Annotated in this window: 23 protein-coding genes; 17 read left to right on the forward strand and 6 right to left on the reverse strand. The window is 54.0% G+C overall.

Features of this window, described 5'->3' with window-relative positions; translation table 11 throughout:
- Positions 1-56: 56 nt before the first annotated feature.
- The 5 genes from FHW74_RS06410 to sstT all read left to right on the forward strand — a co-directional run bounded on the left by FHW74_RS06410 (position 57) and on the right by sstT (position 6,733).
- Entirely contained in the window at positions 57-1,055 is a 999-nt protein-coding gene (locus FHW74_RS06410; RefSeq protein WP_183169680.1) for a Gfo/Idh/MocA family protein, read from the forward strand.
- A 171-nt stretch (positions 1,056-1,226) separates the two neighbouring features.
- Positions 1,227-2,195, forward strand: a complete 969-nt coding sequence (locus tag FHW74_RS06415) for a TerC family protein (protein ID WP_183169681.1) — start codon at positions 1,227-1,229, stop codon at positions 2,193-2,195.
- Between the two features lie 165 nt (positions 2,196-2,360).
- Positions 2,361-4,166: an alkaline phosphatase D family protein gene (locus FHW74_RS06420; protein WP_183169682.1), complete on the forward strand. Its 1,806-nt coding sequence runs from the start codon at positions 2,361-2,363 to the stop codon at positions 4,164-4,166.
- Between the two features lie 9 nt (positions 4,167-4,175).
- On the forward strand, positions 4,176-5,222 hold the full coding sequence (locus tag FHW74_RS06425; protein WP_183169683.1) for a hypothetical protein: 1,047 nt from the start codon (positions 4,176-4,178) through the stop codon (positions 5,220-5,222).
- A gap of 266 nt (positions 5,223-5,488) precedes the next feature.
- Complete coding sequence (gene sstT, locus FHW74_RS06430; protein WP_183169684.1) at positions 5,489-6,733, forward strand: serine/threonine transporter SstT; 1,245 nt, start codon at positions 5,489-5,491, stop codon at positions 6,731-6,733.
- Positions 6,734-6,770: 37 nt separating this feature from the next.
- On the opposite strand, the gene FHW74_RS06435 is transcribed toward sstT, so the two are convergent.
- Both FHW74_RS06435 and FHW74_RS06440 read right to left on the reverse strand, forming a co-directional pair.
- A complete protein-coding gene (locus tag FHW74_RS06435) occupies positions 6,771-8,738 on the reverse strand; it encodes a glycoside hydrolase family 127 protein (RefSeq protein ID WP_183169685.1) in 1,968 nt (655 codons plus the stop codon).
- 9 nt (positions 8,739-8,747) lie between these two features.
- Positions 8,748-10,151: an MFS transporter gene (locus tag FHW74_RS06440; protein WP_183169686.1), complete on the reverse strand. Its 1,404-nt coding sequence runs from the start codon at positions 10,149-10,151 to the stop codon at positions 8,748-8,750.
- Positions 10,152-10,392: 241 nt separating this feature from the next.
- Here FHW74_RS06440 and FHW74_RS06445 point away from each other — a divergent pair, with 241 nt between their 5' ends.
- Positions 10,393-11,214, forward strand: coding sequence for an AraC family transcriptional regulator (locus FHW74_RS06445; RefSeq protein WP_183169687.1), 822 nt, complete (start codon positions 10,393-10,395; stop codon positions 11,212-11,214).
- 9 nt (positions 11,215-11,223) lie between these two features.
- Here the strand turns inward: FHW74_RS06445 and FHW74_RS06450 are convergent, their stop codons facing one another.
- The 3 genes from FHW74_RS06450 to uxaC form a co-directional block, all read right to left on the reverse strand.
- Positions 11,224-11,766 carry a YgjV family protein gene (locus tag FHW74_RS06450; RefSeq protein WP_183169688.1) on the reverse strand — a complete coding sequence of 181 codons (543 nt, stop codon included), beginning with the start codon at positions 11,764-11,766 and terminating at the stop codon, positions 11,224-11,226.
- 77 nt (positions 11,767-11,843) lie between these two features.
- Complete coding sequence (locus FHW74_RS06455) at positions 11,844-13,331, reverse strand: UxaA family hydrolase (RefSeq protein ID WP_183169689.1); 1,488 nt, start codon at positions 13,329-13,331, stop codon at positions 11,844-11,846.
- Positions 13,332-13,352: 21 nt separating this feature from the next.
- Entirely contained in the window at positions 13,353-14,765 is a 1,413-nt protein-coding gene (gene uxaC / locus FHW74_RS06460; RefSeq protein WP_183169690.1) for a glucuronate isomerase, read from the reverse strand.
- Between the two features lie 457 nt (positions 14,766-15,222).
- On the opposite strand from uxaC, the gene FHW74_RS06465 reads away from it, so the two are divergent.
- The 11 genes from FHW74_RS06465 (at position 15,223) to FHW74_RS06515 (ending at position 22,467) form a co-directional block, all read left to right on the forward strand.
- Positions 15,223-16,524 carry an MFS transporter gene (locus FHW74_RS06465; RefSeq protein ID WP_183169691.1) on the forward strand — a complete coding sequence of 434 codons (1,302 nt, stop codon included), beginning with the start codon at positions 15,223-15,225 and terminating at the stop codon, positions 16,522-16,524.
- A 126-nt stretch (positions 16,525-16,650) separates the two neighbouring features.
- Entirely contained in the window at positions 16,651-17,430 is a 780-nt protein-coding gene (exuR, locus tag FHW74_RS06470; protein ID WP_183169692.1) for a transcriptional regulator ExuR, read from the forward strand.
- Between the two features lie 322 nt (positions 17,431-17,752).
- Entirely contained in the window at positions 17,753-18,415 is a 663-nt protein-coding gene (gene yqjA / locus FHW74_RS06475) for a DedA family general envelope maintenance protein YqjA (protein WP_183169693.1), read from the forward strand.
- Positions 18,416-18,419: 4 nt separating this feature from the next.
- Entirely contained in the window at positions 18,420-18,797 is a 378-nt protein-coding gene (gene mzrA, locus FHW74_RS06480; protein ID WP_183169694.1) for an EnvZ/OmpR regulon moderator MzrA, read from the forward strand.
- A gap of 144 nt (positions 18,798-18,941) precedes the next feature.
- Entirely contained in the window at positions 18,942-19,310 is a 369-nt protein-coding gene (locus FHW74_RS06485; RefSeq protein ID WP_183169695.1) for a DUF1090 domain-containing protein, read from the forward strand.
- 28 nt (positions 19,311-19,338) lie between these two features.
- Positions 19,339-19,641, forward strand: coding sequence for a YqjD family protein (locus tag FHW74_RS06490; RefSeq protein ID WP_161660731.1), 303 nt, complete (start codon positions 19,339-19,341; stop codon positions 19,639-19,641).
- Position 19,642: 1 nt separating this feature from the next.
- Positions 19,643-20,041 (forward strand): phage holin family protein, encoded by a 399-nt coding sequence (locus FHW74_RS06495; RefSeq protein ID WP_183169696.1) that lies wholly within the window; start codon positions 19,643-19,645, stop codon positions 20,039-20,041.
- Positions 20,038-20,328 carry a YqjK-like family protein gene (locus tag FHW74_RS06500; RefSeq protein ID WP_183169697.1) on the forward strand — a complete coding sequence of 97 codons (291 nt, stop codon included), beginning with the start codon at positions 20,038-20,040 and terminating at the stop codon, positions 20,326-20,328. The genes FHW74_RS06495 and FHW74_RS06500 overlap by 4 nt, the downstream gene beginning before the upstream one ends.
- A 197-nt stretch (positions 20,329-20,525) precedes the next feature.
- Positions 20,526-20,918 (forward strand): DoxX family protein, encoded by a 393-nt coding sequence (locus FHW74_RS06505; protein ID WP_183169698.1) that lies wholly within the window; start codon positions 20,526-20,528, stop codon positions 20,916-20,918.
- 68 nt (positions 20,919-20,986) lie between these two features.
- Positions 20,987-21,973, forward strand: coding sequence for a glutathione S-transferase family protein (locus FHW74_RS06510; RefSeq protein ID WP_183169699.1), 987 nt, complete (start codon positions 20,987-20,989; stop codon positions 21,971-21,973).
- A 128-nt stretch (positions 21,974-22,101) separates the two neighbouring features.
- A complete protein-coding gene (locus FHW74_RS06515; RefSeq protein ID WP_183169700.1) occupies positions 22,102-22,467 on the forward strand; it encodes a DUF805 domain-containing protein in 366 nt (121 codons plus the stop codon).
- Positions 22,468-22,504: 37 nt separating this feature from the next.
- Here FHW74_RS06515 and yhaJ read toward each other — a convergent pair whose 3' ends face one another.
- A complete protein-coding gene (gene yhaJ, locus FHW74_RS06520; protein WP_183169701.1) occupies positions 22,505-23,407 on the reverse strand; it encodes a DNA-binding transcriptional regulator YhaJ in 903 nt (300 codons plus the stop codon).
- Positions 23,408-23,431 lie beyond the last annotated feature (24 nt).

Below are 23,431 nucleotides of genomic sequence, written 5' to 3' on the forward strand. Positions count from 1 at the left end.
CTGCCATCGCATGCTACTCTGACGGGTACATTCCACTGCGGAGTAAAGCCCCCGATATGATACGTTTCGCTGTTATTGGCACTAACTGGATCACCCGCCAGTTCGTCGATGCCGCCCATGAGACCGGTAAACTCAAACTCACGGCGGTTTATTCACGTACCCTTGAACAGGCCCAGATGTTCGCCAACGACTACCCTGTCGAACATCTGTTTACCTCGCTGGAAGCCCTGGCGCAGAGCGATGATATTGACGCCGTGTATATCGCCAGCCCCAACTCCCTGCACTTCTCCCAATCCCGTCTGTTCCTGAGCCATAAAAAACATGTGATTTGCGAGAAGCCGCTGGCTTCGAACCTGCGTGAGGTGGAAGCGGCCATTGCGATAGCGCGGGAAAATCAGGTGGTATTTTTTGAAGCCTTCAAAACCGCCAGCCTGCCCAATTTTATCGCCCTGAGCCAGGCGTTGCCGAAAGTCGGCAAACTGCGTAAAGCGCTGTTTAACTATTGCCAGTACTCCTCGCGCTACCAGCGCTATCTGGATGGCGAGAACCCGAATACCTTTAATCCGGCCTATTCCAACGGCTCGATTATGGACATCGGTTTTTACTGCCTGGCGAGCGCCGTAGCGCTGTGGGGCGAACCCGCGTCGGTCACCGCCTCCGCCAGCCTGCTGGACAGCGGCGTTGACGCCCACGGCACGGTGGTGATGCACTATGGCGACGCGGACGTTACCCTGCTGCATTCCAAAGTCAGCGACTCGGGCCTGCACAGCGAAATTCAGGGCGAGGCCGGCACGCTGGTGATCGAGAAGATCTCCGAATGCCAGCGCATCACCTTTATTCCGCGCGGCGGCAAAGCCCAGGACCTCTCCCTGCCGCAGCATATCAATACCATGCTGTATGAGGCGGAAACCTTCGCCCGGCTGGTAGAAACCCAGGAAGTGAACCACCCAGGCCTGGCGGTCAGCCGCACCACCGCGAAGCTGCTTACCGAGATCCGCGCCCAGACCGGCGTCAAGTTTCCGGCGGATGATGTCAACGAACCGCTTACCGCGTAAAGCTCAGTAAAACCCCCGGCAGCGTCGTTGACGAGATCATTGGCGCTGCATACTTTTTATCTGCAAAGGGGAGTCACTTCCTTGCCGGAAGGCGAGACAACATCGCGGCCTCAGCTAAGCGGCTAACGTCTTCCGACGTTGGCCGTTTTTCTTTTTTAAGGAATGATGCTTATGAATACCGTGGGTACTCCCCTGCTGTGGGGCGGCTTCGCTGTCATTGTGGTGATTATGCTCGCTATCGACCTGTTGCTTCAGGGACGGCGCGGCGCGCATACCATGACCATGAAGCAGGCGGCGGTCTGGTCGCTGATTTGGGTCGGGCTGTCGCTGCTGTTTAATTTAGGCTTCTGGTGGTATCTCACCGGCACCGAGGGCCGCGCGGTAGCGGACACCCAGGCGCTGGCCTTCCTCACCGGTTATCTCATCGAGAAAGCGCTGGCGGTGGATAACGTTTTCGTGTGGCTGATGCTGTTCAGCTATTTCGCCGTTCCCCCGGCGCTTCAGCGGCGCGTGCTGATTTACGGCGTACTTGGCGCGATCGTCCTGCGTACCATCATGATCTTCGCCGGCAGTTGGCTGATATCGCAGTTCGAATGGTTGCTGTATGTGTTCGGCGCGTTCCTGCTGTTTACCGGCGTGAAGATGGCGCTGGCCAAAGAGGACGAAGCGGGCATCGGCGAGAAACCGATCGTGCGCTGGCTGCGCGGCCATTTGCGCATGACCGATAAAATCGAAAACGAGCAGTTTTTCGTGCGGCATAACGGCCTGCTGTACGTCACGCCGCTGTTCCTGGTGCTGATTCTGGTGGAGATCAGCGATGTGATTTTCGCGGTGGACAGTATCCCGGCGATCTTCGCCGTCACCACCGATCCGTTTATCGTACTGACTTCTAACCTGTTCGCTATCCTCGGCCTGCGCGCCATGTACTTCCTGCTGGCGGGCGTCGCGGAACGTTTCACCATGCTGAAATACGGCCTGTCGGTGATTCTGGTGTTTATCGGCTTTAAGATGCTGATTGTCGATTTCTACCATATCCCGATCGCCATCTCGCTGGGCGTGGTGGGCGGCATTCTGGTCCTGACGCTGGTGATCAACGCCTGGGTGAATCACCGTAACGACAGGCGTAAAACGCTGCCATAAATCCTGGGCGTCTTAACGCGGCCGCGCTGCGTTAAGACGCCTCATTAAAATGTCTTATCCCCACCCGGTCATTCACGCTTTCGTATCACCCGGCCCGCTTTGGCACGTTTTATACTCACACCATAATGACCCTGACCGGCCATGCCTTTAATGGTGGGTAATAAAATGAGTACACTCTTTAAACCTGCACTGGGCCCGATTGTCGGGCATACTACCGATACTTCCTGCCGCCTGTGGATTGCCGCATACCCCGATCATGATCAAAACGACATCTCGAATAATATTCGAACCGTCGGTGTGATTGGCGTGACTGGCGCAAATGGGGAAGTGGCGGCGGAGAATATCTGGTATTTTCGATTGCGCCGCCAGTATCACCGTACTGGCGTATATACGCTTGGCAAAGATGTGAATTTATGGGCCGATGAGAATGAGCGGAAAAAATTAAAACCTTTTCTCTTAAAACCCGCAACGCGCTATCTGGTTCGCATGGCCTACCTGGAAATCAGCCTGCCCTCAGAAGAAATGGACGGCGATGCCAGCGAAGAGGTGGTAAAAACGCTTCCCCCGGCGCGGGTCTGGGTGGATCAATTAAATGATGAAGCCCTGAACGCACAATATGTGACCGCAGACTTTACCACCCAGCCCAAATCCACTGCTGGCGCACAGTCGATTAAATTTCTGTTTGGTTCCTGCCGGAATAACTGGTTCAACGGGGTGCCGTTTTACAAGAAAAAAGAATCCGACCTCATTTTCAAAACGATGTATGAAGAGCATTCCGACGCGAATTTTGTCCTGATGGTAGGCGACCAGATATACGCCGACTCGGCATCGGCCTATGTTCGTGCGTTTAAAGCGGATACTTATAAAGAATTTGAAGAGGCCTATCACGAAAACTATAAAAGCCTGAATTTCCGTCGGCTGACCTCGCATATTCCCACTTATATGATCCTTGACGATCATGAGATCGAAGATAACTGGACTCAGGATCGGGTAAACAACAAAAATTACTTACCCGGTTTTTTCAGCAATAGCTGCGATCTGTTTAACTGCGCTATCAGTGCCTATATGAGTTACCAGTGGATCCATGGACCGCGCTTTCCAGACAGTTACATTCATCAGCGTAAAGATAAGCTTATCGGCAGTGAAAAATATCTGGCCGACATGGATATTCCACGTTTGTTCTACGATTTTAATTGCGGCGGTTACCCTTTCTTTGTGCTGGATACACGCACCACACGTTACAAAAACGATGCCAATCAAAGCGACGACAGCAATATCCATAATAATCATCTGTTGGGATTACCCTCAAGACATCCAACGGAGCCCAGCCAACTGGACAGGCTATGCGCATGGTTAATTCATATGCAACAGGACCACGGCAATCGCCCTAAATTTATTGTCTCTTCCGGGGTATTTGTCCCCAACGAAATCGCTACCGCCGGGGATGGTTTCTGGGCGCGCAGGAATAAGGATAACAGCGATACCTGGACCGCCTTTCCGCAAACGCGCAATCAGGTGTTAAAGACTATTCTTAAGCACACCATTGAAAATGTTATTTTCCTGTCAGGCGACATTCATTGCACTAACATCTGCGAAATTGAAATTAACGGCATCGCTGGCGAAAAAATTCATGCCTGGTCGGTAACGTCTTCGCCGTTTTACTGGCCCTATACGTTTATTAACGGCGAAACGGCAAAATACATACGCGATTCGGTGGAGGAGAATGACAGCTTCGATATTTATGAGACGCTGTTAAGTAATCCTCAGCCGGGAACGGCATTGGGCACCATGAATTATCAATCCTGGGGCTATACCCAAAATAATAATTTTGCCCGGGTCGAAATCGATGCAGCGAAACAGCATCTCAAAGTGCAGTTTTTTGATGTTGACGGAAACCCAATCCCTGTCGCGAAACGGGATGGCGATAAAAACAGTCGTCCTGAAATTATTACCTTAACCCCCTGGTCATAAGAGACTTTCATGCGCGGCCTGTGGCTGGTTCTGGCGCTAACGCTGTGCGGGTGTTTATCCAAACCGCAGGTGGGGGCGCATCAGTTATGGGCGGGTCAAGAGGCCTCCGGTCCGGCGCTGCATTATCTCGGTGTTGGCGGTTGGCTGCTCCCCTGGCACGGCGAAGGCGTGCTTTTCGCGCCGTCATTCACCAATCCGGCGCTGGCGGGAATCACCGGTATTCCGCCGATTAAGGTGAAAAGCGATCCGGTGAAAATTCAGCAGATGATGCCGGATGCCCGTTTTGTTTCGATGCTGCTGGTGGGCCACGCCCATTACGATCACCTGCTGGATGTCTCTGACATCATGAAGAAGCAGGCACCCAATGCGCAGGTTTATGGTTCGGAAACGGTGGTAAATATTCTGCATTATCAATTCCGTGACGATCCACAACAACTGCGCCGCTTGCATAATGTCTTGCCACAGATTGCCTCAGTGCCTGATATTTCGCGCCCAGGGGATAGCGGTAAATGGATTTACTCCGACCAAGGCTTTATTCGGGCCAAACCGATCCGCAGCATGCATGCCGGACATATTTTCGGCGTGGATTTGCTGCCCGGTATTTATACCTCGCCGCCTGACGAACCGCTGGATACAGTATGGGACTGGCGGCTTGGCACGCCGGTGGCCTGGTTGGTGGATTTGCTGGATGAGCAGAAAAATCCGGTCTATCGCATTCACTACCAGGACTCCGCCGCCACGCCGCCGTGGGGATTCCCGCCCTGGGAACCAGACGGCAAGCGCATTGATATTGAGATACTGTGCGCCGGTTCATGGCATCAGGTTTACCACTATCCCGCAGCGCTGTTGGATTTCACTAAACCTCGCATAGTGCTGATTGGTCACTGGGAGAATTTCTTCGGTAATAAACCCGATGACGTGCGGATCATTCCAGGCCTCGATCTCAAAGGGATGGTGGAGATCGTACGCCGCCACGTCACACCGAAAACCTCCGTGTTTACGCCATTACCCTTTACGAAAATCCCGCTTCCTGCGCCGCAAGCACGTCACCTGTAACGCAACGCCGCCAAATGCCAGAACGTCGCGCTATAGCCAGCCCTTTTCGCTTTGCAATATCCGCTGAATCAGAAATGCTATTAATGTCACAAGAATGTTAATTTTAAGTTGGAAAGCTGGAGCGATTCGGAAAAAACAGCACTATCCCCTTCCTCTCGGACGGCAAATCCCTATACTCATCCGTGCAAACGTCTGTTACATCCGGTCACAAAGCTTTTAATAATATTGACGCGGGATGGAACCACATCACATCTGAAGGAATATTTATGAGCACGCAATCTACACCAGGGTTGTTACGCCGTCTTGCGGGCGGCAGTCTGGTTAAACAAATTCTTGTCGGTTTAATTCTCGGCATTCTGCTGGCGTTAGTGTCAAAAGACGCGGCGATGGCAGCGGGCCTGCTGGGTACGCTCTTCGTCGGCGCGCTGAAGGCCGTTGCGCCGGTACTGGTTCTGGTTCTGGTGATGGCGTCTATCGCTAACCACCGCCAGGGGCAGAAAACCAATATTCGCCCGATCCTGTTTCTCTATCTGATCGGGACTTTCGCCGCTGCGCTGACGGCAGTGATTTTCAGCTTCGCTTTCCCGTCGACGCTGCAACTCACCACCGGCGCGACGGAAATTACCCCGCCGTCAGGCATTGTCGAAGTTATGCGCGGCCTGCTGATGAGCATGGTGTCTAACCCGATTGATGCGCTGATGAGCGCCAACTACATCGGTATCCTGGTGTGGGCTGTGGGTCTGGGCTTCGCGCTGCGTCACGGCAATGACACCACCAAAAATCTGCTTAACGACATGTCCAGCGCGGTGACCTTTATGGTCACATTGGTGATTCGTTTCGCGCCGATTGGTATTTTCGGTCTGGTGGCGTCCACGCTCGCGGAAACCGGTTTTGCCACCCTGTGGGGCTACGCGCATCTGCTGGTAGTGCTGATTGGCTGTATGTTCCTGGTGGCGTTTGTTATCAACCCGCTGATCGTCTGGTACAAAATTCGCCGCAACCCGTACCCGCTGGTGCTGGCTTGCCTGCGTGAAAGCGGTGTGACCGCCTTCTTCACCCGCAGCTCCGCTGCCAACATTCCGGTGAACATGGCGATGTGCGAGAAGATGAATCTGGATCGCGATACCTATTCCGTGTCAATTCCGCTGGGTGCCACCATCAACATGGCGGGCGCGGCCATCACCATTACCGTACTGACGCTGGCGGCGGTGAATACGCTGGGGATTGCCATGGATATCCCGACTGCGCTGCTGTTGAGCGTGGTGGCCTCGCTGTGCGCCTGCGGCGCATCCGGCGTGGCGGGCGGTTCGCTGCTGCTGATCCCGCTGGCCTGTAATATGTTTGGTATCCCGAACGAAATCGCCATGCAGGTCGTGGCGGTGGGCTTTATCATCGGGGTATTGCAGGATTCCTGCGAAACCGCGCTGAACTCCTCTACCGACGTGATCTTCACCGCTGCCGTTTGCCAGGCGGAAGACCAGCGTTTAGCGGACAACGCGCTGCGCAGTTAATCTCTGATGGCGGGCCTTGCGCCCGCCTTTTTTACGTTTAGGCTTCGTCAACCCAAATCCGCATCTCCCCTTCCCCGCGATTCGCCCAACTAAACCAGGGAATAAACGTCAGCGTCTGCGGCTGCGCGCACACCGGCGCGGAATCATAATGATAGAGCGCCTGCTGTTCCGGCTGTTGGCTCGCCATTCGCAGCCCGTCTGCCTGAATCAGTACTTTATGCGCAAAAATCCCTTTACCCTGAATCAGGTTAAACGAGCTCTCTTCAGGCAACCGCAAGTTATGCAACTGCGCGCCGTTATCCGCCTCTTCCAGGCAATACACCAGCGGCCCGCGTTGGAGCGCGACCTTCCCGGCGACATGCCGCAGCAGCGGGTTACCGTACACGCGCCGTACCGGCATGGGCAGGGTCATGGTAATGCGATCGCCCTCGCACCATTCGCGATGAATATGCAAATACCCTTTGCGGACATCGCCCGCGCCATTTTCACCATTCACGCTTATTCGCGGGTTGGCGCACCAGTCCGGTAGACGCAGCGCAAGCGTATGCGTCACGGGCTGCGGCGCGCGAATGGCGATCTCGACCTGCTCGTGCCAGGGGTAGTCGCCGCTGATTTTCAGGCCGAGGATGTTATCGCCTACCTGGGTTTCCAGTTCATTGCCGACATACAGATGCACATACAGCGCATCCGGCTGCGGGGTATAGAGATAATGGCCGAGAGAGGCCAGCAAGCGGGCGATATTCGGCGGGCAGCAGGCGCAACCGAACCAGCGCTGGCGCACCGGTTTCACATGGTCATAAATATGGTTAAACGCCAGCGATTTGGGATGCACTTCCAGCGGGTTAACGTAAAAGAAGTGTTTACCGTCCAGCGCCATGCCAGCCAGCACCGTGTTATACAGCGCACGCTCCATCACATCGGCGAAGCGGCTGTCGGCTTCCATTTGCAGCATCCGTCGGGCGAACATCATCAGCCCGATGGAGGCACAGCTTTCAGCGTATACGGTATCGTTTGGCAGATCGTAATCGGAACTGAAGGCTTCGCCACTACTTTGCGCGCCGATCCCGCCGGTAATATATAACTGGCGCTGGACCATGTTGTCCCATAAGCGCAGGCAGATTTGGCGTTTCTCTTCATCCTTGTGCAACCGCGCCAGATGCGCCACGCCCGCCATCAGATACACAAAGCGCACCGCATGGCCGATAGCCGTTTGCTGCAACGCCAGCGGTTGATGCGCCTGGCTATAGGCTTTGTCTTTGACCATCCACGCCGGGCCATGAATATGCCAGTGCGATGTCCGGCCACGTTTTTCATATTCACTATCGTAGAAATGCGGCTGCGCACCGCGCTCCTCGACGAAGTAATTGACCAGCCGCAAATAGCGCGGGTTTTCAGTGACTTCATACAGGCGCATTAAAGCCAGTTCAATTTCCGGATGGCCCGGATAGCCGTGCAGTTGGTTTTCGCCTGGTCCAAATACGCTATCGATATGGTCGGCAAAACGGCATACCACGTCCAGCAAGCGGCGTTTACCGGTAGCCTGAAAGAATGCCACGCCCGCTTCAATCATATGGCCGGCGCAGTACAGCTCATGGCATTCGGCAACATTGGTCCAGCGCTTGCCGGGTTCTTTGACGGTAAAATAGGTATTCAGGTAACCGTCTGCGCACTGGGCGGCTTCCACCAGCTCAATCACCTCGTCGGCGGTTTTTTCCAGTTCCGGGTCCGGCTTCTGGCACAGCGACCAGGCGACGGCCTCCAGCCATTTCGCCACGTCGCTATCCTGGAACACCATCCCGTAGAATTCGCCGTCTTTGCGGCCTGCGGCGATTTCAAAGTTCGCTATGGCGTGGCTGGGATCGGCTTCGGCAATGCGATCGTTAAGCGCATCCCACTGGTATGGAATCACCACATCCCGAACCAGCCGCTGATACTGGCCCAGAAAGGCGTCGGTCACATGTAATTTATGCAGGTCAACGTCCTGTAAAATTTCAGATTGATTCATAACAATTCCTCACGCGTTCTGGACATGACGCTGGCGCAAATCGCTGGCAATACGCGCCATCATCGGGTTATTCAGGCGGCACCAACGGATTGCCAGCGCCAACAACAGGTGAAAGGCAGCGGGTAATAAGCTTTCAAAGGCGGTAATCCCCGCAAGCGACGACGCCGTCTGGTTTTCCGGGCCGGGCTGATAGGCCACGAGAATAAACACCAGACTGATAATTCCGGCGCTGGCGGCCCAGGCGAGCTTGATAAAGAACAAGTTAAAGGCGAAGTTCATGCCCGATGAACGCACGCCGGTTTTCCACTCGCCGTAATCATCGGCAAAGGCCATGATGGAAAAGTGCAGCGGCAGCGTGAAGCCCAGAATAATCCCGTTACCCAGGATCGCCGCCAGCCACAGAGTTTGGTGCGCGGGCCCGGCAGGGAGCATCCACATCCCCACCGCCAGCGCGGCTAGTACCAGGTTGGTGTAGTAATAGAGTTTGACGGTATCGACGCGCCGCGCCAGCGGATTGACGATCACCGCGCCTAAAATCGAGGCGAAGGTCACCATGGTGAAAAACAGCGAGGCGAATGCCGCGCTGCCCTGCAACACGTAGGTGATGAAATACATATAGCCGCCGCCGCGCAGGTTAAACACGTTGATCAGCAGGAAGGACATCACCAGGCACAACAGAAGCTGGTCGTTTTTACGCAGCCCGGCGAGATGCTCGCGCAGAGTAAATTTGCCCATCAGCGCCAGCGGCACTCGCTCGCGAACCCAAAAAAAACAGCATAAAAACATCGCCACCGCGACGGCGCACAGCACACCCACGCCCAACTGGTAACCTTTGGCGGCATCGCCCTTGCCGATGATTTCCACCAGCCACGGCAGACCGACGGAGACTAAAAATCCCGCCACGCCGCACAAAATAAAGCGCCAGGACTGGCAAGAAAGCACCTCGTCATGGCGGGTGGTCATGGTATTGATCAGCGCGCAATAGGGTACGTTGATGGCGGTATACCCCATGGAAAGTAAAAGATAAGTACCGAACGCCCAGAGGATTTTCATCTCGCCCCCGAGATCCGGCACGGTGAAGGTCAACACGCCGATCACCCCGATGGGTACTGCCACCCAGAGCTGCCAGGGGCGAAACCGACCATAACGGCTTTGGGTACGGTCAGCGATAATGCCCATTAGCGGATCGGAAATTGCGTCAAATATGCGTAGGGCGATAAATATCGTGCCAACAACTCCCGGCGTTAATCCAAATACGTCGGTATAGAAGAAAGTCAGAAAGTTCATGATCAGGCAGGTAATTACCGTACCGCCCGCGTCGCCCAGGCCATAGCCTATTTTCTCGCGCAGTGAAAGTTTGTCGTTTATCGCCAGGCTGGCGACGTCACTATTATTCAGTGAGGTAGAGGTCATGATTAACGCCTCGCGTAATCGGATTATTAAACGGGATTCGTTATTGTTGTTAATGACGGCGTACCCGATTAATTCTGCATGCTATTAAAACATCGACAAGGCGATAGAAAAGTATAAAAAGATGACGATTCCGACCTGATGGAAAAACTGTGAACAAGATCGAGTAACCGCGCCCGCGCCGCCCATTTGAGGGAATTTTTCACTACACTGCGCTAAACGCCCAAACCGAGAAACAAAATAAATGTTTGATTTAAATATTTATTTACCCATTAAGGTGCAAAACGGTGGCTTATTTATTTCCCGCGGCGTCGGGACGCACCCGCAGCGCAGACTGGATTCGTGGGAACTGATCGTGGTGGAGAAAGGGACGCTTACGATCAAAGAGGACGGCGTGGTGTTTACGGTCAATCCGGGAGAAAGTTTATTACTCTGGCCCCACCGTACGCATGTCGGCGTGGGAATATTTCCTGATGATTTAAAATTCTACTGGCTGCACTTTGAATTAACGCCGCAATATCAGCTATCCTCTGAGCCACTATCTACATTATTATCGTTGCCCCAGCATGGAAAAGTACGCGATCCTCAGTACGTTATTTCTTTATTTCGTCAATTTTTAAATGAACAGGAGTCAATCACCCGCAGCGCGGCGCTGGAATTAATTCTGCTGTTGATTATGCAGCAATTATCCATGGCGGCGGGCGCTCCGCAAACCGAAAACGGCGGCGTCGCCCTGGCCTGGAAAGCTCAGCAACTGATCCGCACTCAATTCCATTTGCCGCTGTCCACTTCAATGCTCGCCCGGCAGTTGCACTGTAATGCGGATTATCTTGGCCGTGTCTATCGCCGCGCCTTTAATTTAACCATCACCGACGCGATTCATCGCCAGCGCATTATGAGCGCTGAGAAAATGCTATTAACGGATTCATGTTCATTAAGCGAAGTCGCCCAACGCTGCGGCTTTCAGGATGTGGGGTATTTCCGGCAAATCTTTCGCAAGGCCGTCGGGTTAACGCCCGCCGCCTGGAAACGTCGCTACTGCAAGGAGCATATCAATTCGGATTGACGGGTTTAGTTAATTGTCCGCGCTGGCCTGTTTTTCAATTTTAAACGGATCGATACCGCGTTTTTGCATCCGCCAGAAACGAATAATATTCAGGCCGTTCATCACCAGAAAACTCCCCTCAATCAGCGAGCCGCCAATGGAGCCCAGCCAGATATTGTGGCTCACCCAGCAGGCCGTGGAGCACCACATCACGCAGCGCACGGTTAACCCTTTGCAGCGAAACAGCGCCCAGGTGCTGGCGACGGTGCCGACAATCGGCAGCAGTTCCATGGGATGGTGGAGTTTCACCAGCCCGAGAAACAGGGTCAGGACGATAAAAATCGACATCACCCACAGGCTGCGGGTGCGCAGAGAAATCACGGTGCGAAATGCATTAAGTACCGCGCTCATCCCGGCGGGCGCCGCACCCATCAGAAAGAAATGGCAGCCGATAATGAAGCTGTACAACGAGAGTTGCAGTTTGAAGCGCTTTTCATCGCGGTTAATAAAGGTAGTAATACCTATTACAAACGCCAGTACGCCAACGCCCTGGGCAAGCCAATACGCGGTCATTCTCTGTCCTTCACCATCATAAAAAAACGGCGCTCGTTAACGGAGCGCCGGGATAAATGAACTCAGGAGTCCACAGATTATAATGTCACGCCACTCTTAAAGATTGCCAGTTCTCTGAAATCATTGCGTTCATTGCAGGTCTGTTTGCCGTTAGCAAACTCCACAATAGTGTCGATAAATTGGTTTAACAGCTGCGGCATCGTCTGGCCATGCAGCAGTTGCCCGGCGTCGAAATCGATCCAGTGCGGTTTTTTCCTGGCCAGTTCGCTGTTGGTGGCGATTTTCACCGTCGGCACAAAACCGCCGTACGGCGTACCGCGTCCGGTACTGAACAGCACCATATGGCATCCGGCTCCGGCCAGCGCGCTGGTGGCGACGGCGTCGTTGCCCGGCGCGCTCAGCAGGTTCAGGCCATGCCGGGTCAGGCGTTCGCCGTAGCGCAGCACGTCCACCACCTGGCTTTCTCCTGCTTTCTGCGTGCAGCCGAGGGATTTTTCTTCCAGGGTGGTGATCCCGCCCGCTTTGTTGCCTGGTGACGGGTTTTCATAAATCGGCTGATTGTGGGCGATAAAGTACTGTTTGAAGTCGTTCACCATGGTGACGGTTTTTTCAAACGTCGCTTCATCACGGCAGTGGCTCATCAGCAGTTGTTCAGCGCCGAACATTTCCGGTACTTCGGTCAGCACCGTGGTGCCGCCGTTGGCGATCAGATAATCGGAGAAGCGGCCCAGCATCGGGTTGGCGGTAATGCCGGACAGGCCATCAGACCCGCCGCACTCCAGCCCAAACTTCAGCTCACTCAGTTTGCCCGGTTGACGCTGATCATGGCGCATCACCTCATACAGCGCGTGCAGATGCTCCAGACCGGCTTCCACTTCGTCATCCTGATGCTGGCAAATCATAAAATGCACCCGCTCAGGATCGAAGTCGCCCAGGGTTTCGCGGAATGCGTCGACCTGGTTGTTTTCGCAGCCCAGGCCAATCACCAGCACCGCGCCCGCGTTGGGGTGACGCACCATGTTCTGCAACATGGTGCGGGTGTTGACGTGATCGTCACCCAGCTGCGAGCAGCCGTAGGTGTGGCTGAACAGAAAGACGCCGTCGGTGCCTTCGGCATCATTGGTTTCTTTCAGGAAGCGGTTTTGGATCTGACGGGCAATCCCGTTGACGCAGCCAACGGTCGGCAGGATCCACAACTCGTTGCGGACCCCGACGTCGCCGTTGGCGCGACGGTAGATATTGACGTCGCGATCCGCGGCCTGCTGCTCCAGCATTTGCAGATCCGGTTGATAGCGATAGGTATCCAGATCGCTCAGATTGGTGCGCGCGTTATGGGAATGGATGTGCTCGCCTGGCGCAACATCGCTCAGAGCATGGCCAATCGGCAATCCATATTTAATAACGTTCTCACCTTTCGCAATCGGGCTGATGGCGAACTTATGCCCGCGCGCCACCGCCTGCACAAGCGTCAGGGTAATACCGTCAATGGTGACGACGCTGCCTTCTGCCAGATCGGCCAGCGCAACCGCGACGTTATCCTGCGAATGGATCCTGATGTATTGCATATCAACCTCAAACGGCCTTAATTAGTTCAGTTCAATGGCGAAGTAATCACGCGCATTGTTAAAGCAGATGTTTTTCACCATCCCACCCAGCAGCTCGATATCCGCCGGCGCTTCGCCAGCCTGCACCCAGCGGCCAATCATCTGGCACAGAATGCGGCGGAAATACTCGTGACGGGTGTAGGACAGGAAGCTGCGGCTGTCGGTCAGCATACCCACAAAGCGGCTCAGCAGACCGAGCTGCGCCAGTTGGGTCATCTGGCGTTCCATACCGTCTTTCTGATCGTTAAACCACCAGCCGGAACCGAACTGCATCTTGCCCGGCATCCCTTCGCCCTGGAAGTTGCCGATCATGGTGCCCAGCACTTCGTTATCGCGCGGGTTCAGGCAGTACAGAATGGTTTTCGGCAGCAGGTTTTCTTCGTTCTGTTTGCTGAGCAGTTTGGACAGCTCTTCCGCCATCGGGCGGTCATTGATGGAGTCGAAGCCCACATCCGGCCCTAACAGTTTGAACTGGCGCAGATTGTTGTTACGCAGCGCGCCGATGTGGTACTGCTGCACCCAGCCGCGACGGGCGTATTCCGCGCCCAGCCAGACCAGCACGGCAGTTTTAAACTGCGCCACTTCGTGTTCAGACAGGCTTTCACCCGCCAGGCGGCGCGCCAGGATGCTGTCGAGTTCGCTTTCGTTAGATTCTGCGAACAGCACCACATCCAGCGCGTGGTCGGAAACTTTACAGCCGTGCGCGGCGAAGTGGTCCAGACGTTTAGCCAGCGCGGTTTGCAGATCGGCAAAGCGGCGGATATCGGTGTCGGACACTTCGGCCAGTTTGGCCATGTAATCGTTAAAGGTGGCTTGTTCGATGTTGAAGGCTTTATCCGGACGCCAGCTCGGCAGCACTTTAACGCTGAAGCTGCTGTCTTTCGCCACGTTCGCATGATGTTCCAGCGAATCTACCGGATCGTCAGTGGTGCCGACCATTTTCACGTTCATCTGCTGCATGATGCCGCGCGCGGAAAAGTGATCCTGCGCCAGCAGTTCATTGCACTGGTTCCAGATTTCATCGGCAGTTTTCGGCGACAGCAGTTTACCTGTCACACCAAACGGGCGGCGCAGCTCCAGATGAGTCCAGTGGTACAGCGGGTTGCCGATGGTGTGCGGCACCGTGGCCGCCCAGGCGTCAAATTTCTCGCGATCGCTGGCATCGCCGGTACACAAGCGCTCAGCCACGCCGTTGGTGCGCATCGCGCGCCACTTGTAGTGGTCGCCTTTCAACCAGATGTCATACAGGTTTTTGAAGCGGTAGTTCTCGGCGATTTGTTGCGGCGGGAGGTGGCAGTGATAGTCGAAAATCGGCTCGTCTTTCGCATAATCATGGTACAGACGGCGGGCAAATTCAGTATCTAACAAGAAATCTTCGGTCATGAACGGGGTCATTGTGAGCTTCCTCTGAGCGAGTGAACCAGATGCGTCCAACTATGCTGACAAAGTTATCACACCAATTTCCAGTCACAGAGAATTATTTAGTGAGCAAGATCAATAAACGCTAACAAATTCTCTCCCACTTTAGGAGTAAAACCCAGGCCAGGCCGCGCCAGTACTGGCCTGAAAGGCAATTGTTAATAACCTTATTAAGAAAAGCGCTTTTGTGATGGCTCTCAACTTTTAAAGCTGTATGACAAGTTATCTTTGCAGCCGTCGCAAAAACAGCCTCAAGGTGAAAGCGACTTTACCGGTACGGATACCGAATTGCCCCACAAAACTTTCTATGGCAAGGAACGGACGTTTCAGCAAAACCTGTGAACGCTGCCGTTTCAGTTTTCGACACCTGCTGTAATTGGTCTGGCAGGTGACCGTGTTAGTACGGTAGATTTCAAAACAATGAGGTTTTCACATGCGTAAAATCAAAGGGCTACGTTGGTACATGATCGCCCTGGTCACCTTAGGCACCATACTGGGTTATCTGACTCGTAACACCGTGGCGGCGGCTGCGCCGACGCTGATGGAAGAGTTACACATCTCCACCCAGCAGTACTCTTATATTATCGCTGCGTACTCTGCGGCTTACACCATCATGCAGCCGGTTGCAGGCTACGTCCTTGACGTGCTGGGCACCAAGATCGGCTACGCGATGTTTGCGGTTCTGTGGGCTGTGTTCTGTGGCGCAACCGCGCTGGCAGGCAGCTGGGGCGGCCTGGCGCTGGCCCGTGGCGCAGTGGGCGCAGCAGAAGCCGCAATGATCCCGGCAGGCCTGAAAGCCGCGTCTGAGTGGTTCCCGGCGAAAGAGCGTTCCATCGCGGTGGGTTACTTTAACGTAGGCTCGTCGATTGGTGCGATGATTGCGCCGCCGCTGGTCGTGTGGGCAATCGTGATGCACAGCTGGCAGATGGCGTTCATTATCTCCGGCGTACTGAGCTTCGTCTGGGCGATGGCCTGGCTGATTTTCTACAAACACCCGCGCGATCAGAAAAAATTATCTGAGGAAGAACGCGAGTACATCATTGGTGGTCAGGAAGCCCATCACCAGAAAGACAACGCCAAAAAAATGACGCCGTGGCAGATCGTTCGTAACCGGCAGTTCTGGGGGATCGCCCTGCCGCGCTTCCTGGCAGAACCTGCATGGGGGACGTTCAACGCCTGGATCCCGCTGTTCATGTTTAAGGTTTATGGCTTTAACCTGAAAGAAATCGCCATGTTCGCCTGGATGCCGATGCTGTTCGCCGACCTGGGTTGCATCGTGGGTGGCTACCTGCCGCCGCTGTTCCAGCGCTGGTTTGGCGTGAACCTGATCGTCTCCCGTAAAATGGTCGTGACCATGGGCGCGGTACTGATGATTGGCCCGGGCATGATCGGCCTGTTTACCAGCCCGTATGTGGCAATCGCGCTGCTGTGTATCGGTGGTTTCGCTCACCAGTCTCTGTCTGGCGCGCTGATTACGCTCTCTTCTGATGTGTTTGGCCGTAACGAAGTGGCGACGGCCAACGGCATGACCGGTATGGCGGCCTGGACTGCGAGCACCATGTTTGCTCTGGTTGTGGGCGCCCTGGCTGACACCATCGGCTTTAGCCCGCTGTTCGCTGTGCTGGCGGTGTTCGACCTGTTAGGTGCTGTCGCTATCTGGACGCTGTTGCAAAACAAACCGATGGCGGAATTGCAGAAACAGGTCCCCGACCCCAAACCTGCCACCCAACATTAACATGCGTCACTAAATCAACTCGCAGCCGCCCTCTGGGGCGGCTTTTTTGATCCCGCAAGTGGAGCGTTTCCCGTAAAAGTGGTATAACAAATCAATGTTGTCCCGCAGTTCATTCCGGAGTTGCATATGGAAATCACAGAATCTCGCCGACTTTATCAGCAGCTCGCGGCTGAGCTGAAAAGCCGTATCGAGCAAGGCGTTTACCTGGTGGGTGATAAACTCCCTGCCGAGCGCTTTATTGCTGATGAAAAAAACGTGAGCCGCACTGTGGTTCGTGAAGCCATTATCATGCTTGAAGTAGAAGGCTACGTTGAAGTCCGCAAAGGGTCGGGCATCCATGTCATTTCTAATCAGGCTAAATACCATTCATTGCCGGATGAGCAGCAGTTTGAGTTCGCCAGCTATGGTCCTTTTGAACTGTTGCAGGCGCGCCAGCTGATTGAAAGTAATATCGCTGAATTCGCCGCCACTCAGGTGACCAAGCAGGACATCATGAAGCTGATGGAAATCCAGGATAAAGCGCGCAACGAGAAATGCTTCCGCGATTCCGAGTGGGATTTGCAGTTTCACGTTCAGGTAGCGCTGGCGACCCAGAACAGCGCTCTGGCGGCGATCGTTGAAAAAATGTGGACCCAGCGCGTTTATAACCCGTACTGGAAAAAACTGCATGAGCACATTGATTCACGCACCGTGGATAACTGGTGCGATGATCATGACAAAATTCTTAAAGCGCTCATTCGCAAGGACTCCCATGCGGCGAAACTGGCCATGTGGCAGCACCTCGAAAACACCAAGCAAATGTTGTTTAATGAAACCAGCGATGACTTTGAATTTAATGCCGATCGCTATCTATTTGCCGAAAATCCCGTGGTTCATCTGGATACGGCTGCCAATAGCGTAAAATAATCTCTATTCCCCCGGCGAGGGTAAGCAAACCATGTATAGTGTCAGCGTTTGTAAATACCCTCGCCAGCGCCTCCCCCGGTAAGCAAAATCAATCGTCAACAACGCGCAAATTTTATGACGCAATGCGCTGTGCTTTGTTACAATTAGACGCAATTCTTGGCTACAGTGTAAGTACCCACTCACTTTGCCAACCTGACAGGGAATAGTACAGGTGCGATGTAATGCATAGCTTGAAGTGGTCACCTCATTAATAATCACAATGTCCACGATGCTGTTTCCTTTATAAAACCTTTGGCTTTAACCGATGTGCCAGGAAAATTGAATGGAACTGTTTACCCAACTGTTAAACGCGCTGTGGAGCCAGGACTTCGAGACGCTGTCCAACCCCTCCATGGTGGGTATGCTGTACTTTGTGCTGTTTATGATTCTGTTTCTGGAAAATGGCCTGTTACCTGCGGCTTTCCTGCCGGGAGACAGTTTATTAGTGCTGGTGGGCGTGCTGATTGCCAAAGGGACCATGGGCTTTCCGCAAACCATTTTGTTGCTTACCGCGGCGGCCAGCCTCGGATGCTGGCTCAGCTATATTCAGGGGCGATGGCTCGGCAATACGCGGATTGTGCAAAACTGGCTATCCCATTTGCCCGCGCATTACCATCAGCGCGCCCATCACCTGTTCCATAAGCACGGGTTATCCGCGCTGCTGATTGGTCGTTTTATCGCGTTTGTGCGCACGCTGCTGCCCACCATTGCCGGTCTGTCCGGGCTGAACAACGCGCGCTTCCAGTTCTTTAACTGGATGAGCGGGCTGCTGTGGGTCTTGATCCTCACCACCCTGGGCTATCTGCTGGGCAAAACGCCGGTGTTTTTGAAGTATGAAGACGCATTGATGAGCTGTCTGATGCTGCTGCCGGTGGTACTGCTGGTGTTTGGCCTGGTGGGATCGTTAGTGGTGTTATGGAAGAAAAAATACGGAAATCGAGGTTAAAAGGATGCGACAAAAACGGTGGACCGGGCTCACCATTGCTACAGGTGGAGTCCTGGTGCTGATCTCACTCTGCGTGGCGCTTTCGGCGCTGCGCAATACCGAATCGACGCTGGAAATACGCGCCACGGCGCAGGGCGCCGCTATTCCGGACGGTTTTTCCGTCTGGCACCATCTTGATGCCAATGGCATCCGCTTCAAAAGCATTACTCCGCAGAACGATACCCTGCTGATTAAGTTCGATTCCAGCGCGCAGAGCGAAGCCGCCAAAGAGGTGCTTTATCGCTCTCTGCCACAAGGCTTTATCATCGCGCAACAGGAAGAAGATAACCTGACATCCAGTTGGTTATCCCGTATTCGTAGCGAATCTCGCCACTTAGGTTAAGCCTTCCAGGATTCTGAATCTTTTCAGTTTCTTTGGGGTTTGCCTCATTCCTTACTATGCTTACTAAGCGCAATCCACTCCACCCGCGCCGTTAATAATCTGGAACATGCAGCGTTTCGCTGCATCACAATGGAAGGTTTATCAATGAAATACCGCATTATCCTGGCATGTATCCTTTTCTCAACGACTGTCGCTGCGCAAGCCGCCTCGTTATGCCAGGAGAAGGAACAGGAAATCCTTCGAGAAATTAGCTATGCCGAAAAGCATAACAACCAAAATCGCATTAACGGTCTGAACAAAGCGTTAAGTGAAGTCCGCGCTAACTGTTCCGACAGCGATTTACGCGCTAAGCATCAGCAGAAAATTTCCGAACAACAAGCTGAGATTTCTGAACGCCGCGCCGAATTACATGAAGCGCAGCAAAGCGGCGATCGAGAAAAGATTTCTAAACGCGAGCATAAACTGAAAGAAGCTGAAGAGGATTTAAAAGCTTTGAAGGCTCGCGATTACTGAGTTAACACCTCACTCACTGGAGAGAACTATGTCAAAAGATAATTCCGAGCATTTGCGCGCAGAGTTGAAATCCCTGGCTGATACGCTTGAAGAAGTGTTGAGCTCATCCAGCGATAAATCGAAAGAAGAGTTAAGCAAACTGCGTGGCAAAGCTGAACGCGCGTTGAAAGAGAGCCGTTATCGCCTGGGCGAAACCGGCGACGCCATCGCAGAACAAACCCGCGTAGCGGCGGCACGTGCCGACGATTACGTTCGTGAAAATCCATGGACTGGCGTAGGTATCGGTGCGGCGGTAGGTGTCGTACTGGGCGTACTTCTGTCGCGTCGTTGATATGGCAGAGTATCGTCAACCTCAAGGGCCGGGTAAAGGCGTTCTCGGCATCGGACAACGCATTATCACCATTATTGTCGAAATGGTGGAAACGCGTGTGCGCCTGGCGGTCGTCGAGCTGGAAGAAGAAAAAGCGAACCTGATTCAAATTCTTCTGATGCTCGGCATGACCATGCTGTTCGCGGCATTTGGGTTGATGAGCCTTATGGTACTGATTATCTGGGCTATCGATCCGCAATACCGTCTGAACGCCATGATTGCGACTACTGCCGTGTTACTGGTGCTGGCGCTGGTCGGGGGATTATTGACGTTGCGAAAAGCGCGTAAATCCACCCTGCTGCGCCACACCCGTAAAGAACTGGCAAACGATCGTGATTTACTGGAGGAGGATAAGTCATGAACAAGGCTGAACGCGAATTGCGCAAGGCCATGTTGATAACCCAGGTCCACCAGCAGCGGCTCGACCTTGCGTCGAGCCGACGCGACTGGCTTGAGGCGACCGGCTCTTACGATCGCGGCTGGCATACGCTATTGGGTCTGCGTTCGTGGTTATTGGTCGGCAGCAGCATCGGCGCAATCTGGACCATCAAAAACCCGAACTTCCTGCTGCGCTGGGGGAAACGCGGGTTTGCCGCCTGGAGCGCATGGAAGCTGTTAAAAAACACCATGAAAGATCAATCACGCTAATCGCCCTCCTCTTCCCTCTTAGCCTATAAGAGGGAAACACCCTCCCTCAATATATTTGAAAAAGTTCGACAGTTTTCCTTGCTTACAATCGCTCTCCCATCTGTCTATTATCCATTCCAACGACCGATATGGCCGAAATAACTGAATAAATTAACGCTGGATACACACAGCAAAAAGACAGATCCCCGGAGAGAAGAATGAAAAAATTTGAAGATGTAGGCATCCTGATTGCGCGTATTCTGATGCCAATCCTGTTTATCAGCGCTGGCTGGGGCAAAATCTCCGGTTACGCAGGCACGCAGCAGTATATGGAAGCGATGGGCGTACCGGGCTTTATGCTGCCGCTGGTGATCCTGCTTGAGTTTGGCGGCGGTCTGGCCATCCTGTTTGGTTTCCTGACCCGCACCACCGCGATTATCACCGCCGTGTTTACGCTGTTGACGGCGTTTCTGTTCCACAGCAACTTTGCCGAAGGCGTGAACTCGCTGATGTTTATGAAAAACTTGACCATTGCTGGCGGCTTCCTGTTGTTGACCATCACCGGTCCTGGCGCTATCAGTATCGACCGCGTGCTGAATAAAAATTGGTAAGCCATCTATAATGAATTAAAAAAAAGCGAGGGTTGTTCCTCGCTTTTTCCATTCTGAGGAGGAGCAAAATGGGACAACTGGTTGACGGCGTCTGGCACGATACCTGGTATGATACGGCCTCAACGGGCGGGCGCTTTAAGCGTTCGGAAGCGGCGTTTCGTAACTGGCTGACCGCCGATGGCGCGCCCGGCCCGAACGGTAAAGGCGGTTTTGCTGCTGAGAAAGATCGCTACCATCTCTATGTTTCCCTCGCCTGCCCCTGGGCGCACCGCACGCTGATTATGCGTAGCTTAAAAGGTCTGGAATCGTTTATCTCGGTTTCCGTGGTGCATCCGCTGATGCTGGAAAATGGCTGGACTTTCGGCAAGGATTTCCCGGACGCGACGGGCGACGCGCTCTACGATCATCAGTTCTTATATCAGCTCTATCTCCATGCCGATCCGCACTACTCGGGCCGCGTGACGGTGCCGGTGCTGTGGGATAAAAAGAATGAAACTATCGTCAGCAATGAGTCGGCGGAAATTATCCGTATGCTCAATAGCGCGTTTGACGCCCACGGCGCGCGGGCTGGCGATTATTATCCACCCGCGCTGCGTGAAAAAATCGATGAGCTGAACGGCTGGATCTACGACAACGTCAATAACGGTGTTTATAAAGCCGGGTTCGCCACCAGCCAGCAAGCCTACGATGAGGCGGTAGAGAATGTGTTTAGTCACCTGGAACGGCTGGAGCAGATTTTAGGCCGCCACCGTTATCTGACCGGAAACCAGCTCACCGAAGCCGATATTCGCCTGTGGACCACGCTGGTGCGTTTCGATCCGGTGTATGTCACCCACTTTAAATGTGACAAACACCGTATCAGCGATTATCTGAACCTGTACGGATTCCTGCGCGATATTTACCAGCTGCCGGGTATTGCCGAAACGGTGAATCTGGCCCATATCCGCAATCACTATTACCGCAGCCACAAAACGATTAACCCTACCGGGATTATTTCCATTGGGCCGGAGCAAGATTTGAGCGAACCGCACGGGCGCGATGAGCGCTTCCGCTAATCATTTCAGGCATCCTTCGGGATGCCTTTGTATTCAGACAAAGTATATTTACCGCTTATTCATTCACGTCTATTCTTGAATTGATCGCTTACAAAACAAGTGATTATTGCTGAAGAGGCGAAGAACAGATGGATTGGTATTTTAAAGTCATTCGTAACTATATTGGATTTGGTGGCCGGGCGCGTCGCAAGGAATACTGGATGTTCGTGCTGGTCAACGTGATTTTAACCACCGTTTTAAGCATCGTGGACAGTATTCTCGGTTGGCAAACGGAAAGCGGTCAGGGATACCTTGCGGGTATTTACGGGCTGTTAGTGTTCCTGCCCTGGTGGGCGGTGCAATTCCGTCGCTTGCACGACACCGATCGCTCCGCATGGTGGCTGTTGCTGCTGTTGATCCCGGTTATCGGCTGGATTGTGATTTTCATCTTCAACTGCCAGCGCGGTACGCCGGGTGAGAACCGTTTCGGGCCCGACCCGATTCGCGAAATCTAATGGCCGCCATGCGGCCATCTTCATTCATTAACTGCCATTAACTGCGCATATGGGCGAACAGCTTAGGGATCTCGCGCAGACACCAGGCTTTCGCCTCGCCCATGCTATCGCGCCGCCAGGCCATAATGATGTCGATCTCATGCGTCGACTCCGGGCTTACCACGCGCAGCCGTCCTTCCGCGATATCTTTTTCAACCAGCGGATACGGCATGGTTGCTACCCCCATGCCCGCCAGCAGCGCGTTTCGTTTGTCTTCGATAGAACTGACCGTTAAACGCGGCTGCTTATCCAGCAATTGCACCGTTAAAACCGGGCGCTCGCGGGCGGTATCCGCTACCGCTACGCCGCGGTATTTCACGCGTGTGATTTCAGAAAGCGGCTCCGGCTCCTGATGGATTGGGTGATCCGGCGCGGCGACGTATACGTTCATCAGGCTGTAAAGCTTGCGGGAGTTGATTTCCGACGACGAGCGGAAGTGCATATCCGGCGCGATAACAATATCGGCGCGCCCCTGCTCCAGCCGCTCCCAGGCCCCCGCCAGCACTTCGGTAATAATGGAAAGCTGAGTGTTGGCCTTATCCGCCAGCTTATCGACCAGCGGAAACAGCGCGGAGGTTGGCACCAGCGCCTCGGTGACGAGGGTGAGATGGGTTTCCCAACCGCGCGCCAGCGCTTCGGCGTCGGTGGTGAGCTTATCGGCGGCTTCCAGCAGCACGCGCCCGCGCTCCAGCAGCATACGCCCGACGTTAGTAAATTTGGTGCGGTGCCCGGAGCGGTCAAAAAGTACCACATCCAGCTCTTCCTCCAGCTTCTGCATGGTGTAGCTGAGCGCTGACGGAACTCGCCCCAGTTCATCAGCGGCAGCGGCGAAACTGCCGCGCCGGTCGATTGCGTCCATCACGCGTAACGCTTCCAGTGTCAGTGCTCTTTCTTTAGCCATCGGGTGCTCATTCAGGAAATTTGA

Source organism: Atlantibacter sp. RC6 (assembly GCF_014193285.1).
Taxonomy (GTDB): domain Bacteria; phylum Pseudomonadota; class Gammaproteobacteria; order Enterobacterales; family Enterobacteriaceae; genus Atlantibacter.

Coding starts and splice junctions, on each gene's coding strand:
- FHW74_RS06485 (WP_183169695.1), top strand. CDS start 18,942: ATGAAATACCGCATTATCCTGGCATGTATCCTTTTCTCAACGACTGTC.
- exuR (WP_183169692.1), top strand. CDS start 16,651: ATGGAAATCACAGAATCTCGCCGACTTTATCAGCAGCTCGCGGCTGAG.
- FHW74_RS06500 (WP_183169697.1), top strand. CDS start 20,038: ATGAACAAGGCTGAACGCGAATTGCGCAAGGCCATGTTGATAACCCAG.
- uxaC (WP_183169690.1), bottom strand. CDS start 14,765: ATGACCCCGTTCATGACCGAAGATTTCTTGTTAGATACTGAATTTGCC.
- FHW74_RS06440 (WP_183169686.1), bottom strand. CDS start 10,151: ATGACCTCTACCTCACTGAATAATAGTGACGTCGCCAGCCTGGCGATA.
- FHW74_RS06450 (WP_183169688.1), bottom strand. CDS start 11,766: ATGACCGCGTATTGGCTTGCCCAGGGCGTTGGCGTACTGGCGTTTGTA.
- yqjA (WP_183169693.1), top strand. CDS start 17,753: ATGGAACTGTTTACCCAACTGTTAAACGCGCTGTGGAGCCAGGACTTC.
- FHW74_RS06435 (WP_183169685.1), bottom strand. CDS start 8,738: ATGAATCAATCTGAAATTTTACAGGACGTTGACCTGCATAAATTACAT.
- FHW74_RS06420 (WP_183169682.1), top strand. CDS start 2,361: ATGAGTACACTCTTTAAACCTGCACTGGGCCCGATTGTCGGGCATACT.
- FHW74_RS06490 (WP_161660731.1), top strand. CDS start 19,339: ATGTCAAAAGATAATTCCGAGCATTTGCGCGCAGAGTTGAAATCCCTG.
- FHW74_RS06455 (WP_183169689.1), bottom strand. CDS start 13,331: ATGCAATACATCAGGATCCATTCGCAGGATAACGTCGCGGTTGCGCTG.
- FHW74_RS06410 (WP_183169680.1), top strand. CDS start 57: ATGATACGTTTCGCTGTTATTGGCACTAACTGGATCACCCGCCAGTTC.
- yhaJ (WP_183169701.1), bottom strand. CDS start 23,407: ATGGCTAAAGAAAGAGCACTGACACTGGAAGCGTTACGCGTGATGGAC.
- FHW74_RS06445 (WP_183169687.1), top strand. CDS start 10,393: ATGTTTGATTTAAATATTTATTTACCCATTAAGGTGCAAAACGGTGGC.
- FHW74_RS06415 (WP_183169681.1), top strand. CDS start 1,227: ATGAATACCGTGGGTACTCCCCTGCTGTGGGGCGGCTTCGCTGTCATT.
- FHW74_RS06510 (WP_183169699.1), top strand. CDS start 20,987: ATGGGACAACTGGTTGACGGCGTCTGGCACGATACCTGGTATGATACG.
- mzrA (WP_183169694.1), top strand. CDS start 18,420: ATGCGACAAAAACGGTGGACCGGGCTCACCATTGCTACAGGTGGAGTC.
- FHW74_RS06495 (WP_183169696.1), top strand. CDS start 19,643: ATGGCAGAGTATCGTCAACCTCAAGGGCCGGGTAAAGGCGTTCTCGGC.
- FHW74_RS06465 (WP_183169691.1), top strand. CDS start 15,223: ATGCGTAAAATCAAAGGGCTACGTTGGTACATGATCGCCCTGGTCACC.
- FHW74_RS06425 (WP_183169683.1), top strand. CDS start 4,176: ATGCGCGGCCTGTGGCTGGTTCTGGCGCTAACGCTGTGCGGGTGTTTA.
- FHW74_RS06505 (WP_183169698.1), top strand. CDS start 20,526: ATGAAAAAATTTGAAGATGTAGGCATCCTGATTGCGCGTATTCTGATG.
- sstT (WP_183169684.1), top strand. CDS start 5,489: ATGAGCACGCAATCTACACCAGGGTTGTTACGCCGTCTTGCGGGCGGC.
- FHW74_RS06515 (WP_183169700.1), top strand. CDS start 22,102: ATGGATTGGTATTTTAAAGTCATTCGTAACTATATTGGATTTGGTGGC.